The organism is Leucobacter sp. NPDC077196 (genome assembly GCF_040687075.1).
Taxonomy (GTDB): domain Bacteria; phylum Actinomycetota; class Actinomycetes; order Actinomycetales; family Microbacteriaceae; genus Leucobacter.
In genome coordinates this window covers 1-15260 of sequence record NZ_JBFBML010000007.1, presented here as the reverse complement: position 1 = coordinate 15260, position 15260 = coordinate 1, and the positions used below count along the sequence as shown (strand labels likewise).

18 protein-coding genes are annotated in these 15260 nt (G+C 66.6%); 11 read left to right on the top strand and 7 right to left on the bottom strand.

Annotation, left to right across the window (positions count from 1 at the left end):
• Positions 1-47 precede the first annotated feature (47 nt).
• The 5 genes from AB0O71_RS08625 (at position 48) to AB0O71_RS08605 (ending at position 2538) form a co-directional block, all read left to right on the top strand.
• Positions 48-326, top strand: coding sequence for a hypothetical protein (locus AB0O71_RS08625; RefSeq protein ID WP_363744288.1), 279 nt, complete (start codon positions 48-50; stop codon positions 324-326).
• A gap of 141 nt (positions 327-467) precedes the next feature.
• Positions 468-1331 (top strand): cytochrome c oxidase assembly protein, encoded by an 864-nt coding sequence (locus tag AB0O71_RS08620; RefSeq protein WP_363744286.1) that lies wholly within the window; start codon positions 468-470, stop codon positions 1329-1331.
• A 5-nt stretch (positions 1332-1336) separates the two neighbouring features.
• Positions 1337-1837, top strand: coding sequence for a DUF2243 domain-containing protein (locus AB0O71_RS08615; protein ID WP_363744284.1), 501 nt, complete (start codon positions 1337-1339; stop codon positions 1835-1837).
• 4 nt (positions 1838-1841) lie between these two features.
• Positions 1842-2252, top strand: coding sequence for a hypothetical protein (locus tag AB0O71_RS08610; protein WP_363744282.1), 411 nt, complete (start codon positions 1842-1844; stop codon positions 2250-2252).
• An 85-nt stretch (positions 2253-2337) separates the two neighbouring features.
• Positions 2338-2538, top strand: coding sequence for a hypothetical protein (locus AB0O71_RS08605; RefSeq protein WP_363744280.1), 201 nt, complete (start codon positions 2338-2340; stop codon positions 2536-2538).
• Between the two features lie 24 nt (positions 2539-2562).
• Here the strand turns inward: AB0O71_RS08605 and AB0O71_RS08600 are convergent, their stop codons facing one another.
• On the bottom strand, positions 2563-3126 hold the full coding sequence (locus AB0O71_RS08600) for a methylated-DNA--[protein]-cysteine S-methyltransferase (RefSeq protein WP_363744278.1): 564 nt from the start codon (positions 3124-3126) through the stop codon (positions 2563-2565).
• Complete coding sequence (locus AB0O71_RS08595) at positions 3123-4670, bottom strand: Ada metal-binding domain-containing protein (RefSeq protein WP_363744276.1); 1548 nt, start codon at positions 4668-4670, stop codon at positions 3123-3125. Before AB0O71_RS08595 ends, AB0O71_RS08600 begins: the two co-directional genes overlap by 4 nt.
• A gap of 77 nt (positions 4671-4747) precedes the next feature.
• Between AB0O71_RS08595 and AB0O71_RS08590 the strand changes: the two genes are divergently transcribed.
• The 3 genes from AB0O71_RS08590 to solA all read left to right on the top strand — a co-directional run bounded on the left by AB0O71_RS08590 (position 4748) and on the right by solA (position 7849).
• Positions 4748-5290, top strand: coding sequence for a TetR family transcriptional regulator (locus tag AB0O71_RS08590; RefSeq protein WP_363744274.1), 543 nt, complete (start codon positions 4748-4750; stop codon positions 5288-5290).
• 149 nt (positions 5291-5439) lie between these two features.
• A complete protein-coding gene (locus tag AB0O71_RS08585) occupies positions 5440-6597 on the top strand; it encodes a tyramine oxidase subunit B (protein ID WP_363744272.1) in 1158 nt (385 codons plus the stop codon).
• 67 nt (positions 6598-6664) lie between these two features.
• Complete coding sequence (gene solA / locus AB0O71_RS08580) at positions 6665-7849, top strand: N-methyl-L-tryptophan oxidase (RefSeq protein WP_363744269.1); 1185 nt, start codon at positions 6665-6667, stop codon at positions 7847-7849.
• A gap of 40 nt (positions 7850-7889) precedes the next feature.
• On the opposite strand, the gene AB0O71_RS08575 is transcribed toward solA, so the two are convergent.
• The 4 genes from AB0O71_RS08575 to AB0O71_RS08560 are packed head-to-tail and all read right to left on the bottom strand — an operon-like array spanning position 7890 to position 11765.
• The gene (locus tag AB0O71_RS08575) at positions 7890-8672 is read right to left on the bottom strand and encodes an ABC transporter permease (protein ID WP_363744267.1); all 783 of its coding nucleotides are present in this window, start codon (positions 8670-8672) and stop codon (positions 7890-7892) included.
• Between the two features lie 6 nt (positions 8673-8678).
• On the bottom strand, positions 8679-9584 hold the full coding sequence (locus tag AB0O71_RS08570; RefSeq protein ID WP_363744265.1) for an ABC transporter permease: 906 nt from the start codon (positions 9582-9584) through the stop codon (positions 8679-8681).
• Between the two features lie 10 nt (positions 9585-9594).
• Positions 9595-10695 (bottom strand): ABC transporter ATP-binding protein, encoded by a 1101-nt coding sequence (locus AB0O71_RS08565; RefSeq protein ID WP_363744263.1) that lies wholly within the window; start codon positions 10693-10695, stop codon positions 9595-9597.
• 2 nt (positions 10696-10697) lie between these two features.
• Positions 10698-11765, bottom strand: a complete 1068-nt coding sequence (locus AB0O71_RS08560; protein WP_363744261.1) for an extracellular solute-binding protein — start codon at positions 11763-11765, stop codon at positions 10698-10700.
• A gap of 380 nt (positions 11766-12145) precedes the next feature.
• Between AB0O71_RS08560 and AB0O71_RS08555 the strand changes: the two genes are divergently transcribed.
• From AB0O71_RS08555 to AB0O71_RS08545, 3 genes are read left to right on the top strand one after another with little or no spacing between them, the layout of a single operon-like run.
• On the top strand, positions 12146-12787 hold the full coding sequence (locus AB0O71_RS08555; protein WP_363744259.1) for an RraA family protein: 642 nt from the start codon (positions 12146-12148) through the stop codon (positions 12785-12787).
• Positions 12787-13590, top strand: coding sequence for a carbon-nitrogen hydrolase family protein (locus tag AB0O71_RS08550; protein ID WP_363744257.1), 804 nt, complete (start codon positions 12787-12789; stop codon positions 13588-13590). The genes AB0O71_RS08555 and AB0O71_RS08550 overlap by 1 nt, the downstream gene beginning before the upstream one ends.
• A 14-nt stretch (positions 13591-13604) precedes the next feature.
• Positions 13605-14330, top strand: coding sequence for a GntR family transcriptional regulator (locus AB0O71_RS08545; RefSeq protein WP_363744255.1), 726 nt, complete (start codon positions 13605-13607; stop codon positions 14328-14330).
• Between the two features lie 146 nt (positions 14331-14476).
• Here the strand turns inward: AB0O71_RS08545 and AB0O71_RS08540 are convergent, their stop codons facing one another.
• On the bottom strand, positions 14477-15136 hold the full coding sequence (locus AB0O71_RS08540) for a TrmH family RNA methyltransferase (protein WP_363744253.1): 660 nt from the start codon (positions 15134-15136) through the stop codon (positions 14477-14479).
• Positions 15137-15260 lie beyond the last annotated feature (124 nt).

Genomic DNA, 15260 nt, shown 5'->3' with positions numbered 1-15260 from the left:
CCTGCACTGCAGTCGTGGTGAGCGGACCGATCGGTAAGCTCTGCATCATGCCCGATCCGACGTCCGATCACCGCGTACGACACCTGGTCGCGCTCGCGCTCGGGGTGCTCTGCGTCGTCTACCTGTTCGTGCAGGCTGGCGACCTCACCACGTACGTGATCCTCCTGGGTCTCAGTTGCGGCGCCGTCACCGTCGGCCACCAGGCGGTCCTGCGCGCCGGGCCTCTCGTGTGGACCGCGATCGTCGGCCTGATTCTGAGCTATCTCGGGCTGCTCATGGCGGTCGGCTTGCTCGTTGTGCGACTCGCGCGCACGTTCGGGAGCTGAGGAAGTCAACCCTCCTCTCAGCCCACCCACTCGCACGTAGCCTCTGAGCATGAGTTCGCGCCCCCCGCACCGGCCCCGCTGGGCGAGCACACTGGCGCGAGCGGGTGACCCCATCACCTGCACGACCGCAGGCGAAGCACCGTGATCCCCGCGCACGCGCACGGCGCCGCGTCGGGCGGTGTCAGCTCAGAACTCATCGCCCTGCTCCCGGTGCTGGTCGCCATCGCCGTCTACGTCTCGGCGACCATCATCGGTCGGCAGCGGGGACGAGCGTGGCCCTGGTTCCGCACGATGTTCTGGATCGCCGGCGTGCTCGCCGGAGCAGCCGGCTTCATCGGACCGCTCGCCGCAGCCGCGCATGAGTCATTCGTCGCGCACATGGCGGCCCATCTGCTGGTCGGCATGGCTGCACCCCTCCTGCTAGTGCTCTCCGCGCCCATGACATTGGCGCTGCGGACCCTGAGCGTCGATCCGGCACGGCGGTTGAGCCGGTTGCTGCGCAGCCCCCTCGCCGGCGTGCTCACCCATCCGATCGTCGCGGCCGCGCTGAACGTCGGCGGGATGTGGGTGCTGTACCGCACTCCGCTGTACGATCTGATGCAGCGGGACATGCTGGTGCACCTGCTCGTGATGCTCCACTTCCTGCTCGCCGGATACCTCTACACGTATGCGCTGGTGGGGATCGACCCGTCGCCGCACCGCTCCGGCCTCGTGATGCGCGGCGTCGTCCTGGTGAGCTCGCTCGCCGCGCACGGCATCCTGGCCAAACTGCTCTACGCTCATCCCCCACCCGGCGTCCCCGCAACGGAGGCGCACGTCGGGGCTCAGCTCATGTTCACGGGCGGCGACGCGGTCGACTTCGTGCTGATCGTGCTGCTCTGCGCAGAGTGGTATCGCGCCACGGGCCGACGACTGCGGGCCACGGCCACCTCAGTTTCAGCCGCCCAGCGCACAGAGCCAGCTGCGCCGGGCGGGAGCCGACGCACGAAGGGAGCATCAGCATGAACGGCATGAGCAGTCGGACGGGAGGGTCTCCGCTGCGATTCCGCTCCTACTGGGCCGGCTCCTTGCTCGGCGTGGCCATGATGGCGGCGATCGATGAGATCGTCTTCCACCAGATCCTCGCCTGGCATCACTTCTACGACAACTCCACCCCGGACATCGCCATCTTCTCCGACGGGCTGCTCCACGCGGCCGAGCTTTTCGTCTTCGTCTTCGGGTTCTTCCTCATGCTCGACGCGCGTCGGCGCCGCACGTTCTGGGCGGCCGCCGCCTGGGCGGGGTTTCTGGTGGGGCTGGGGCTGTTCCAACTCTGGGACGGGATCGTCGACCACAAGATCCTGCGGCTGCACCAGATCCGCTACGGGGTCGAACTGCTGCCCTACGATGTCGCCTGGAACGCGGCCGGTGCGCTGCTCCTCGTCTCAGGCATCATCTGGACTTTGGTGCTCGCCCGCCGGGGAAACCCCGGGATATCGGAAGACAGTGCGTCGAGCCAGCCGATATCGTGAACGCATGAGATCTCGCGCGTTGCCCGTCCTCTCGCTCGCAGCCGCAGCTCTTGGTGCGTTCGCCCTCTCGGGGTGCGCGGCACCGGGGTCGGTCACCGTCGGCTACGAGGAGTCCTCGGTCGCGGTGGAGAACGGAACCGAGCTCACTGTCGACTTCGGCGAGGTCAACATGTCGGTCGGATCGGACTGGGTGATCATCAGCGACCCCGACCCATCGGTGCTGTCGACGGGCGAGAAAGTGACCGAATATGCGGGCGAGTCAGACAGCGTGGGCGGGCCGAACGACCTCGCCTACCGGTTCACCGCTACCGGCACCGGGCAGACGAAGATTCAGTTCGAATACCAGTTCCGCGGTGCGGTTCCCGACGACCCGACCGAGCAGAAAACGGCGCTGATCGACGTCACGGTCGAGTGACGAACGAAAACAATGCCGGCGCAACACGCGCACATCATTTATCACAATGTGACGGAACCGCCTGACACCTTGTAACTTTGTCAGTATGGATACGACAAGTTTTCAGCGCCTCCCCCAGAGCATTCAGCAGATCGTGCTCGATGGCCTGGATAACGAAGTGCAGACGGGCCTCGAACGCCTCGACAACGCCAAGAAGGATGGGACACTCACGCCAGAGCAGACCGCCGCGCTCGAGGGCGACATTCGCCGTGCAGCCGAGCTGCGCAATCGCTACTCGCCTGCCTGAGACGCCCGCCCGTCTCCGACCGCATCAGTCGGAGAACAGCTCGCGCTGGCGCGCACCTTCGTGCTGCAGCAGGCGCGTCTTGATATCCACGCCGAAGAGGTAGCCGCCTAAACCTCCGTCACTGCGCACGATGCGATGGCAGGGCACAACAAGAGCGACGAGGTTGTTGGCGCAGCCCGACGCCGCCGCGCGCACCGCAGACGGGCGTCCGGCGAGCCCGGCCAGTTCGGTGTAGGTCACGGCCCGGCCCGCCGGCACCTCGCGGAGCGCGCGCCACACCTCGCCGCGGAACGGCGTCTCGGGCTGCCGAACCGCCAACCGATCGATGGCGGTCACGTCGCCGTCGGCGTAGGCGCGCAGTGCATCGGCGACCGGGCCCGGGGCCGCGCCCGGAGCCGCGTCGGTGATCCCGCGCTCCGCGGCGTCGGCGTGGATGCTGCGGAGGCGTGCGACGAGCGCATCGGCAGCGGGATCCTCCTCAGTGGCGAAGCCCGCGGCGACAATCGCACCGTCTTCCGGCGCCCAGATCGCGTGGAACGGCGCTCCGACGATGTCGACGACGGTGCGGATGAGCGGGCTGGTGATCATGCGGGGTCCTTTCGCGCGGACGTCTCGAGAAAATCGGCCCAGAGGTGCTGCGTGGCGTAGCCGCGGTAGGGTCGCCAGTCTGCGGCGATCCTCACCGCATCTCTCGGGGCGGGATCGCCGAGGGCACGTCGCAGGATCAGGTCGCCGGCTGGATACGCGTCCGGGTCGCCCAGTGCGCGCATCGCGATCATCTCGACCGTCCACGGCCCGATGCCGCGCAGCGTTGCGAGTTCGCGCCGGGCGCGTTCGCGGTCGGCGCCCGCGCTGATATCGAGCCCGCCGGTGAGGGCGACGGCGAGCGAACGCAGCGTCTCGGCCCGGCTGCGGGTCAGACCAAGCGCCTCGCGCAGCGCGTCGGCCGATTCTCGGGCAATCGCAGCGACGTCGAGCCCACCATGGAATTTGGCGGCTGCGGCGACCCCGGTGAAGGGCTGTGCGAAGCGCGCGGCGAGACGCCCCTGCAGGGTGCGAGCGGCGGCGAGCGACACCTGTTGGCCGAGCACCGTGCCGAGCGCCGTCTCGTGAGCGGACCGCGCCGCCGGCATGCGCAGGCCGGGGCGCGCGGCTACCAGGGGCGCCAGACGCGGGTCGGCTCCGAGCGCTTCGGCGATCTGCGCGGGATCGGCGTCGAGGTCGAGCATGCGCCGCACGACTGCGATCGCTGGCATCGCGTCGGCAAGCCGCGGCAACTCGAGCGTCACTGGGATCCCGATCGTCGTTCCGAACGCGGTCGCCAGCCCAGCAGTCGCGGATACCTCGGCCCAGTGCACGCGCGCGACGGCGGTACCGCCCGGCGCGTCAAGCGCGTGCTCCGTCGAGCCATCGCCACCGATGACGTCTCGTCCGGGAATGGCGTGCGCGACGAGCGACGCTCGCAGGGCGGCCGCGTCGTAGGGCGCGCGAGTGCGCAAGCGCAGTGCGAGCATGGGTCGCTCGTCGGAGCTCGGCCCGGAGGCGGCCTCGCCGTGACGCCGAGCCAGCTGCGACGGCGCCACGCCGAAGTGCTCGCGCATCACCTCGCCGAACTGCCGGACGCTGCCGAACCCCGCCGCGAATGCGATGTCGGCGAGTGGAAGATCTGTCTCGTCGATGAGCGCCCGCGCGGCGTGCGCTCGGCGTGTAAGGGCGAGCTGCAGCGGCCCGGCGCCGACCTCTTCGATGAGCATGCGCCGCAGGTGACGCTCGCTCACCGCGAGCTCCCTGGCCAGACCCGCGACCCCGACCGCATCGACGGCACCATCACGAATGCGGCGCACGGCTCGGCCGACCAGATCACCGCGCGCATCCCAGTCCCGCGTGCCGGGAACCGCCTCAGGCCGGCATCGCTTGCATGCGCGAAACCCGGACGCGACGCACGCCGCCGCGGACGGAAAGAAGCGGCAGTTCTCGGGCAGCGGCTTCCTGGCGGGGCATGACGGTCTGCAGTAGATCCCCGTGCTCGTCACGCCAAGATAGAATCGCCCGTCCCACCGGCCGTCGCGCCCGGATGCCGCGCGATAGCACGCGTCGAAGTCGAGCGGGAGCGCGGGGGCCGTCGGAGTCACGTCACTATCTTCGCGGGCCGAAGCTCTGTGCGCACGCGGGAATCGGACACGGCGGTGCGACCAGTACGCTCGACAGCATGAAAGACCTTTCGGGCCGTGAGGCACTGCTGCGCGCGACCGTGGTCGTCGTCTCTGCCGGTGGGCTTCGGGCGCTCACGTATCGCGCGGTCGCTGCCGAAGCCGGCGTCTCGCACGGACTGGTGCGACACCACTTCGGCACGCGTGATCAGCTGATCGCCGAGGCGATGGAGTACGCGATCGACGAGAGCCTCAAAGGTTCGAACATGGTCGGAGACGCACTGACGGCCGAGACGTTCGCCGCGGGGATCGAGTCACTGGCGGATCGCGAGAGCGGCACCCAGGCATTCCAGTACGAGCTGTTGCTCGAGTCCCGGCGGCGGCCCGAGCTGCGAGCGCTCGCCGAGCGGCACTACCTCGCGTATCGCGAGGCGATCTCACGACAGCTGGCGCGTTTGGGCGTGCGCGATGCTGAGCTGACCGAGCTCATCTGGTTCGCGCTCGACGGCATCGTCTTCAAGCAATTGGTACTTCCCGAGAGTGTGGAGCCGGCGCTCGCGCGGTTGCGGGCCCTAGTCGCACAGGCGCAGCACGCGAACTGATCCGGCGCGCGCGATCCGGCGTCTCCGCGGGGAGCTGAGCACTTGACTATCCATATGGATAGTTCTAGGGTTGACCCACCCGACCCGAGTCTGCTCGCGCAGGCCACCCCGAGCGTCGCAGCCGGGAACGATCGAAGGGACACACCGACGTGCCGCAGCCCCAGACCACCAGCGATACCGCGAGCGATACCCGCATCGACTTCCTGTACCTCAGCGAACCCGACATGGTTCGCGCCGGGGTCACCGATATGCCGGCCTGCGTCGACACGATGTCAGACATGCTCGGGCTATTCGCCGCCGGCGACTACCGGATGGCCGGCACCGAGAACAACTCGCACGGTGCACAGATCTTCTTCCCACCTGAGGAGACCTTTCCGGGGATGCCGGTCGACGGGCCGGATCGCCGCTTCATGGCGATGCCCGCATACCTCGGCGGCGACTACCAGGCGGCCGGGTGCAAGTGGTACGGATCGAACGTGGCGAACAAGGAGCGCGGCCTGCCGCGCTCGATCCTGATGTTCACACTGAGCGACAAAGACACGGGCGCGCCGCTTGCGATCATGTCGGCGAACCTGCTGAGCGCGTATCGCACCGGCGCGATTCCCGGCGTCGGAGCACGCTATCTCGCACGAGACGACGCCCGGGTGGTCGGCATCGTGGGGCCCGGCCCGATGAACCGCACGTCGCTCGAGTCGTTTCTCGCCGTGCGTCCCGGCATCGACACGGTGCGCGTCTTCGGCCGGAGCCAGGGCGGCATCGACACCTTCATCGCCTGGGCCACCGAGAAGTTTCCGCAGCTCACCATCGAGCAGGTCGACAGCTTCGAAGCCGCCGTGCGCGGATCCGACATCGTGAGCATCGCAGTGCCCAGCCAGTCGGGTTCGCAGCACTACCCCCTCGTGCGCGACGAATGGGTGAAGCCCGGCGCCTTCATCTGCTGCTCGGCGCATCTCGCCGTCGAGGAGTCGCTCGTACAGCGCTCTCGCCACGTCGCCGACGCTCGCAAGATCTACCAGGCGTGGGCCGAGGAACTACCGGAACCCGCTCACGAAACCGTGGGCATCTGGGGCATCCACCTCGTCGACCGCGTGCGCGACGGGCGAATGCAGCCGGAGCAGTTCGAAGACGTGGGCGAGATCATCCGCGGCATCACCCCTGGCCGCAGCGACGACGACGAGATCTTCATCTACTCGGTGGGCGGCATGCCCGTCGAAGACGTCGCCTGGGCGACGCAGGTCTACCGCAACGCCGTGCGCGACGGAATCGGCACGAAGCTGAACCTCTGGGACACCCCGGCACTCGCCTAGGCGACCCGCGAAACCGCACGAGCAACGACACCAGACGAGCCACGACACAGGATGAGATAGAGGACTGATGGAACTTCAGCACGCAGACGTGATCGTCATCGGCGCCGGCACCGTGGGCTCGATGGCCCTCTGGCAGCTCAGCAAGCGCGAAGGCCTCACGGTCGTCGGCATCGAGCAGTACGGGCGCGTGCACTCGCACGGCTCCTACGCAGGCGAATCCCGCGTCTTCCGCACCGCCGTGCACGAGGGCGGCACCTACGTCGGCATGATCCAACGCTCGCGCGAACTCTGGCGCGAACTGGAGCGGGAATCGGGCCGCGGCATCTACGCCGAGGTGGGTTGCCTGAGCATCGCCCCCGAGGGCTTCCCCGATCTCGAGACGGCCATCGGCACCGTGCGGCAGTTCGACATTCCGCACCGCATCCTCAGCACCGAAGAGTTGCGCACCGAGTACCCGCAGCACCGCATCAACGACGGAGACGTTGCACTGCTCGACGAGCACGGCGGCGGGTTGCGCCCGGAGGTCGCCGTGATGTCGGCGCTCGACCTCGCTGAGGCGAACGGTGCCGAACTGCACTTCAACACCCCGGTGCTCGAGATCGAAGAGCGCGGCAACGGGGTCGTGGTGCGCACGACGCAGGGCGCCTGGCTCGCGCGCTCGGTGGTCGTCGCATCGGGATCCTGGTCGACGAGGCTCTTCCCGGAGCTGAACGACCTGCTGCGCCTGCAGGTGCTCGGCCTCACGTGGTTCATGCCGAAGCACCCCGAGCAGTTCGTGCCCGAGCGGTTCCCCGCCTTCTTGCGCGATGTCGGCCCGATCCACTTCTTCGGGGCGCCGAGCTTCGACGGGTACTCCTTCAAAGCGTGCACGAACCCGGAGTGGCCGGTGTATCGCGACGTCGACGAGGTGCCGGTGTCGCACACGCGCGCCGAGCTCATCAAGATCGGCCAGCGCGCTTCCGAGCTCTTCCCCGGCATCAACCCCGAGCCGGTGCGGCAGAGCGTGCACCACTGCGCGTACACCCCGGACCGCCTGCCCGTCGTCGACCGCAGCGCGAGCGGCCGGGTGGTCACCGTGACCGGGCTCTCGGGCCACGGCTTCAAGTTCTCGCCGCAGCTCGGCGAGTGGGCGGCGCAGCTCGCCGCCGGCGACGACCTCGACGCGGTGACGGGGTGGGATCCGCGCTTCGCACTTTCTGCGCACCTCGAGCGACTCGCGGTGACCGGCCCCTACACCGGCGGCGGGCACTGACCACGCAGGCCTGCGCCCGAGCGTCAGTGCCCACCCTTCGCTAGGAGTTCACGACCTTCCTCAGCCCGACGGCGCGCTCGATAATGAGCACGATGACCACCGACAGTGCGATGAGGATCGCCGACAGTGCGGCGAGGCCCGGGTCCGAGCGGTACTGCAGGTATCGGAACATCTCGACGGGCAGCGTCGTGTGGCCTGACCCCGCCACGAACAGTGAGATGACCGCTTCGTCGAACGAGATGATGAACGCCATCACGCCGCCCGCGAGAATGCCGGGAGCGATGATCGGCAGCGTCACGCGCCGGAACGTGGTGAAGGAGTTTGCACCGTGTACCCGCGCCGCCTCCTCGCACCGCATGTCGCTCGTCGTCAGACTCGAGAGCGTCGTGCGGATCACATAGGGCACGGTCACCCCGAAGTGGGCGAGCACGATGCCCGGATACGTTCCCACGAGACCGACGGGCTGGAACACCAGCAGCAGCCCGAGGCCGAGCACCACGCCGGGCACGAGCAGAGGCGAGAGGAAGAACCCCGACACCGCAGCTTTGCCGGGAAACTCGTACCGAGCGATCGCGAGCGCGACCGGCACGCCGAGCAGCAGCACGACCACTGCGGTGATCACAGCGGTGATGAGGCTGACACGGGCGCCGTCCATCAGATCAGTGTTCACGAGGATGCTCTGGTACCACTCGAACGACGGAGCGCCGAATTCGATCGCGAGGCTCTTCGAGTCGTTGAACGAGATGATCACGACCGCGATGATCGGGGCGAGCAGGAACAGGTACACGATCGTCACGATGATCCGGTTGAGAATTTTAGCCATGGCGCATCACCCTTCGAATCGCTTGATGAGTCGTTGATACACGGCGACGATAGCGCCGAACACCACGAGCAGAATGACCGAGAGAGCCGAAGCCAACGGCCAGTTGAGCGTCTGCGTCGCCTCGCTGTACACCTCGGTTGCGAGGATGAACACGCGCCCGCCGCCGAGCAGCTTCGGGGTGACGAAGGAGCTCACCGCGAGCACGAAGACGAGCAGGAACCCGGTGAACACACCGGGGAGCGACAGCGGAAGGGTCACTCGCAGAAACACCTTGACCTTTGAGGCGCCGAGCGATCCGGCGGCCTCCTCGAGCGAGCTGTTGATGCGCCCGAACCCCGAGATCATCGCGAGAATCGCATAGGGCATGAGAATCTCCACGAGTGCGATCGACGTTCCGAGGAAGTTGTTGCTCAACCGGAGCGGCGTGCTGAGGAGACCCATGTTCATGAGCGCTGCGTTGATGACTCCCTGATCGCCCAGAATGGCCATCCACCCGAAGGTTCGCGCCACAGCCGAGGTGAGCAAGGGCGCGATGGCGAGTGCGATCAGCACGCCCTTCCAGCGCGACGTCGTGCGCGTGAGGAAGAGCGCGATCGGGTAGGAGAGCACCACGGCAGAGAGCCCGCAGACCAGCCCGAGCATCAGCGTGTTGCCGACGACCTCCCAATAGAACGGATCGGAGAGCGCCTTACTGTAAGAGGCGAGCGTGAAGGTCTCGATGAGCTGGCCGCCCGACCCGTTCTCGTTGAGAGACATGCGGATCATGACGAACAGCGGCACCAGGAAGCTCACGAAAAGCCCGATCACTCCCGGCAGCACGAGTCCGTAGGCGGAGAGCCGGGAACGATTGCGCGCCCGATTCGACTTCATGCCAACGCTGATGAGCTCGGTGTTGGTGTGTGTTGCAGTCATCGGACTCACCTCACCCTTCCGGCACGAGATGCGCGTCGCTCGGTTCGAACGACACGTACGCCTCGTCGCCGATGCTCAGCTCGTCCTGCGGCGAGCTGAGCTTGTCAGCGCGCATCACCTGCCCACTGTCGAGCCGCAAATCGTAGCTGCGCACATTGCCCGTGTAGCTCGACGCGATGACTCGCGCCCGCGCGGTGGGCAACGAACCCAAGCGGTCGCCGCCCGCCTCGACGGATACCCGATGCGGACGCACCACGAGCGAAGCCTCACCGGCGATCCCGCTGGCACCCCCCACGGCGAAGCTTCCGAACAGGTCTGATTGCACCTGATAGCTCCCGCCCGCTCCGCCCGACACCGAGCCGACCTCCAAGAAATTCGCCTTCCCGACGAAATTCGCCACGAACTTCGTCGCCGGGCTCTCGTAGATCGCCGTCGGACGGTCGTACTGCTCGATCACGCCATTGTTGAGAATGGCGATGCGGTCCGCCATATCGAGCGCCTCGTCTTGGTCGTGCGTCACGAACAGGGTCGTGGTTCCGGACTCCTGCTGAATGTTGCGAATCTCCCGGCGCATCGCCTCACGCAGCTTCGCATCGAGATTCGAGAGCGGCTCGTCGAGCAGCAGCAGCGTCGGGTGGATCACGAGCGCTCGAGCGAGCGCGACGCGCTGCTGCTGGCCACCCGAGAGCTCCGAGGGCTTGCGCGCCTTGAGGTGCCCCAACTGCACCTTGTCGAGCGCTTCGGCCGTGCGCGGCGCGACCTGGGCGCGCGGCACCTTGTGCATCTGCAGCCCGAAAGCGACGTTCTCCTCCACGGTGAGGTGCGGAAACAGCGCATACGATTGAAACACCATTCCCATGCCGCGCTTGTGCACCGGAGTGGAGACGACGTCCTTCCCATTGACGTAAATCTCCCCCGATGTGGGCTCCAAGAGCCCGGCGACCATACGCAGCGTGGTGGTCTTGCCGCACCCCGAGGGGCCCAGCAGGGCGACGAGGTCGCCCTGCTGCACGTCGAGGTTTACATCGTTCACCGCTGGAGCGGTGGTCTTCGGGTACGTCTTCTGCAGGTTGCGGATCGACAAGTACTCAGGGTCGAGCTGCTCCGTCATGATCAGCCTCCAATGACGTTGCGTCGCCACTGCTCAGTCCAGGCATCGCGCTCGTCGGCGAGCCAGATCCAGTCAATGTCGACGATGTTCGGGTCGGCCGAGTCGGCGACACGCTCTGTGATGTTCTCCGGCACTTCGGCGTCGGAGACGACCGGCGCGTAGAAGAGTGCCTCAGCGAACGACTCCTGCGCTTCCTTGGAGAGCGCGTAATCCATGAACTCGCGGGCAGCGTCGGCCTTCTCGGTTCCCTCGACGAGATTGATCGTATTGATCTGGAAGCCGATACCGTCGTCGGGCTGGACGACGCCCATCGCACCATCGGAGTCATCGGCGAAATACTGCGCACGGGCGTTCCAGCCGACGCCGTACTGCGACGTTCCCGAGATCACGGGCTGGTACACATCGGGTACCGGCTCCCAGGTGTTCACGAGCGGCGCGAGCTCAGAGAGCTTCTCGATCGCCGGTTCGATGCTCTCCTGGTAATCGTCACCAAGGTTGTTCGCGGTGAGAATCGTCAGCGTGTGCCCCTGGATATCCGGCGGCGCGGGGATCGACACCGAGTTCTCCGGTGCGTCCCAGAGATCCTCGATGCCCTTCGGCGGTGTTTTCACCTCGGCGGTGTTGTACAGCACGACAAGGTTGTCGAAGGTGAGCGCGGGGCCGAACCCATCGGCGCTCTGCCCGAGGTCGACCACGTTGGCGATGTTCGGAACGTCGTCCTCAGAGACCTTCGCGAAGATGCCTTCCTGGTTTCCGGTATGCGCGACGGAAGCATCCATGATCGCGACGTCGACCGTGGGGCTTGATGATTCGCTGCGGAGCTTGCCGAGCATCTCCGCGCTGTGCTGCGCCGGAACGAAGTTCACAACGATGTCGTCCTGTGAGGCGTTGAACTCGTCGATCACTGCCGCGGTGTACTGATCCTCGAACAGCGCGGCGTAGCCGAGCACATTGATCTCGACGGCATCGGGGTTCGAGGAGCCCGATCCGGCGCCCGAGCCGCTGCACGCAGTGAACGCGAGCGCGGAGATCAGCACGGCTGAAACGCCGAGAGTCTTCTTCTGTGACATGGTACTTCTCCTTTGAAGTCTGATGCGGGTTCGTCCCGCCTCTCGCACCCATGTCAACAAGCCTGGTCGTGAGCGACGATACGCGGCGGCTCAGGATCGCGCAAGGTCCGATTTGGTAACGCTTTGCCTACGTTCCACATCGACGACTTTCGTTGCTCTGCTCAATTTTATACGCTCTCATCTGCCGTTTTCCTTCGCACAGCGAGATCGCACTTCCGTTGCGACATCCTGCCTGCTACGGTGCATAGCATGTGTATACAACACGTACACAATCCGTGCGACAGGCCTGGTCAGCTCTGCACGATCCCACACGAAGAGGTGTGCGAACCCTCGCGGAACCCGCACCGGAAAGGCACGAACCCGTGTTCCAATTCCTCCCCATGCCCCAGCAGATTTCGGAGGAGCGGCGCCAGTCGCTGCTCACCGTTCAGACGTCAACCCTCGGTCACCTGCGCGACTACGGTTTCGTGCGCGGGTTGACCCCGAACCGTCGTCCAATCCAGTTCGCCGGCACGGCAGTGACCGTACGACTCCCCCACATGGACTCCAGTGCACTGCACGTCGCCGCAGACCACCTGCGCCCGGGCGACGTGCTCGTCGTCGAGCAATCGGGAGACGAACGCTCGAGCTTCGGCGGCATGGTGGCGTTCACGTCGAAGACCCGTGGAGCCGAGGGCGTCATCCTCTCGGGTGCGATGAACGATTTCGACGAGGTGCTCGAACTCGGGCTCCCCGTGTACTCGCGCGGCGTATCCGCTCGCACCACCCGGATCCTCGGCATCGAGGGGGCGATCAACGTCCCGATCACCGTCGGCGGTGTGGTCATCACCCCCGGAGACGCGGTGTTCGCCGACTCCGATGGCATCGCAGTCCTCACGGAGGACGAGATCGACGACATCGTCGCCGACCTGCGCAGCAAGGAAAGCGCCGAGCCCTCGAAGAAGGCCGAGATCACGGCCGGGTTGAAACTCTCGGAGTGGAGCGGTGCAGCGAAGTACTTCGAGACGAGCGGGGCGGCCTGATGAGCGAGTTCCGCCTCACGGTCGCCCAGTTCTCCGCGACACTCGACGTCGCCCGCAACCGCGACCTCTCGGTGTCTCTGATCGAGCAAGCCGGCTCAAATTCCGACCTCGTGGTGATCCCGGAGAACGCCATGTACTCCGACCCCGGGAAAGAACGACCCGACGAGGGGTACTCGGAAGCGCTCGACGGCGAGTTCGTCACCGCACTTCGGGGAGCAGCTGAGCGCAGCGGCACCCACGTCGTCGCTGGATTCACCGAGACGAATGAGGGCGCCCACCCGTACAACACGCTCGTGCACGTTGCTCCGACCGGAGAGCTGGAGGGCGTCTACCGTAAGATCCACCTCTATGACGCCTTCGGATACCGGGAATCCGACTCGGTGTCAGCGGCGATCGCCGACACCCCGCTCACCTTCGAGGTGAACGGCATCACCGTCGGCGCGGCGACGTGCTACGACCTGCGGTTCCCAGAGATGGCGCGATGGCTCGTCGACCACGGCGCTGATGTACTCGTCTATCCCGCGGCATGGGCCGTCGGGCCGATGAAGGAGCTGCACTGGGAGTCGTTGCTGCGCGCGCGGGCGATTGAGAACACGACATATGTCGCCGCGGCGGGCCAAACCGGCCCGCATTGCACGGGTCAGAGCCAGATCATCGACCCGCTCGGGATCACGCGCGCCTCGGCGGGCGAGGAGACCGAAACGTTCGCAACCGCGGTGGTCAGCTCCGACCGCATAGCGCAGGTGCGCCGCACCAATCCGTGCCTCGAGAATCGGCGCTTCACCGTCGGCCCGCGGGCCTGAGCTACGATCTACGCATGCAGCTCATCCCGGATGTATCGCACGCCCGGTTCGGCGGCTGGTCGGTAAAATCACCACTTCCGCCGGGCGTGCGTCCACCCGGCATCAAGGCTGCGGACTACGCCTACGGATATCTGAAGAACCTCATCATCACACTCGAGCTCGCTCCGCAAACGGTCATCACCGAGAACGAGATCGCTGTGGCGACAGGCGTCTCCCGCACCCCGGTGCGGGAGGCGTTCTCGCGCTTGCAGTCAGAGCAACTCTTGACGCTGATTCCGCACCGGGGCGCCCTCGTGCCCGAGATCACCCTCCGGGCGATCCAGGAGCAAGCGATGACTCGGGTGGTACTCGAGGGCCATGGGGTGAAATGGGTGTGCGAGCACCGAGTGCCAATCGCCGACCGGCTGCATCACCTCATCGAAGAACAACGCGCGATCCTCGATGACGATCCCGAACGCATCGTCGACATGGTGGTCACTGACAAGGAGTTCCACTGGACCCTCGTGCAGGCGACAGGAAACACCGAGTTCGCGCAGCTCTACAACTCCATCCACGATCGACAGGTGCGGATCGGCATCGCCATGTTTCAGGCGGTGCCGTCTCGGCGCTGCTCGGCGGTCGACCAGCACCTCGAGATCGCTCAGGCGATCGAGCAGTTCGACCTCGACACCGCGAGTTCGCTTCTGGAATCCCATCTCGTCGGAAGCCTCGGCGAAGTCTCGGGCATCTTCCGCAACTAGGGTTGAGCTCGCGCTCCCGCGCTGCGCCCCTCCCCGCGAAACGGAGTGTTCTCGTCGAGCGCGAGAGGAAGATCCAGCGGCGAATTGCTCCGGTTCGGGCGAAGCCCTCGATCTCGCGGGCGACACGAGCGCCCGGGCGGGCGTGCTCAGCGCGGGCGGAGCGGGGAGTGCTGCTGCACCCAGCTGTACATCGATACCGCTGCGGCGGCCGACGCGTTGATCGATCGGGTCGACCCGTACTGGGAGATCTCGACGACGGCGTCGGCCGCGGCGATCGCTTCCGCGGTGAGGCCCGGTCCCTCCTGACCGAAGAGCATCACGCAGCGCTCCGGCCAGTCGAAGGTCTCCATCGGCACGCAGCCGGGCACGTTGTCGATCGCGATGATCGGGATCCCCTCGCCCCGCGCCCACGCGACGAGCGCGGTCACGTCTTCGCGGTGCTCCACGTGCTGGTACCGGTCGGTCACCATCGCGCCGCGCTTGTTCCAGCGGCGGCGACCCACGATGTGCACCGTGTCGGCCGCGAACGCATTCGCGCTGCGCACGATCGACCCGATGTTCATGTCGTGCTGCCAGTTCTCGATCGCGACGTGGAAGGGGTGCCGATGTTCGTCGAGATCGGAGACGATCGCTGCCATGTTCCAGTACCGGTATCGGTCGACCACGTTGCGCGTGTCGCCGTGCTCGAGGAGTTCAGCGTCGTAGTGCGCATCTGTCGGCCAGGCGTCGCGCCCGCCCGGCCACGGCCCGACCCCGGAGGTCGATCGCTCGGGAGTCGGATTCGCCTGCGGCGCTACGTCGTTCACGCGTAGATTCTCCCACGCGCCGCCCTTCTGCGAGCGGGGTCACTGTTGGTGCGTGTCGGCATGCCCGAACGCCGACTGGGCGACGTCGCGGGCAGCGAGGTCGAGGTCTGCGTTCGGCGTGACG

Excerpts from the sequence above, each read along its gene's own strand:
- AB0O71_RS08625 (WP_363744288.1), top strand. The coding sequence starts at position 48 with ATGCCCGATCCGACGTCCGATCACCGCGTACGACACCTGGTCGCGCTC.
- AB0O71_RS08615 (WP_363744284.1), top strand. The coding sequence starts at position 1,337 with ATGAGCAGTCGGACGGGAGGGTCTCCGCTGCGATTCCGCTCCTACTGG.
- AB0O71_RS08610 (WP_363744282.1), top strand. The coding sequence starts at position 1,842 with ATGAGATCTCGCGCGTTGCCCGTCCTCTCGCTCGCAGCCGCAGCTCTT.
- AB0O71_RS08605 (WP_363744280.1), top strand. The coding sequence starts at position 2,338 with ATGGATACGACAAGTTTTCAGCGCCTCCCCCAGAGCATTCAGCAGATC.
- AB0O71_RS08600 (WP_363744278.1), bottom strand. The coding sequence starts at position 3,126 with ATGATCACCAGCCCGCTCATCCGCACCGTCGTCGACATCGTCGGAGCG.
- AB0O71_RS08590 (WP_363744274.1), top strand. The coding sequence starts at position 4,748 with ATGAAAGACCTTTCGGGCCGTGAGGCACTGCTGCGCGCGACCGTGGTC.
- solA (WP_363744269.1), top strand. The coding sequence starts at position 6,665 with ATGGAACTTCAGCACGCAGACGTGATCGTCATCGGCGCCGGCACCGTG.
- AB0O71_RS08575 (WP_363744267.1), bottom strand. The coding sequence starts at position 8,672 with ATGGCTAAAATTCTCAACCGGATCATCGTGACGATCGTGTACCTGTTC.
- AB0O71_RS08570 (WP_363744265.1), bottom strand. The coding sequence starts at position 9,584 with ATGACTGCAACACACACCAACACCGAGCTCATCAGCGTTGGCATGAAG.
- AB0O71_RS08565 (WP_363744263.1), bottom strand. The coding sequence starts at position 10,695 with ATGACGGAGCAGCTCGACCCTGAGTACTTGTCGATCCGCAACCTGCAG.
- AB0O71_RS08560 (WP_363744261.1), bottom strand. The coding sequence starts at position 11,765 with ATGTCACAGAAGAAGACTCTCGGCGTTTCAGCCGTGCTGATCTCCGCG.
- AB0O71_RS08555 (WP_363744259.1), top strand. The coding sequence starts at position 12,146 with ATGCCCCAGCAGATTTCGGAGGAGCGGCGCCAGTCGCTGCTCACCGTT.
- AB0O71_RS08550 (WP_363744257.1), top strand. The coding sequence starts at position 12,787 with ATGAGCGAGTTCCGCCTCACGGTCGCCCAGTTCTCCGCGACACTCGAC.
- AB0O71_RS08545 (WP_363744255.1), top strand. The coding sequence starts at position 13,605 with ATGCAGCTCATCCCGGATGTATCGCACGCCCGGTTCGGCGGCTGGTCG.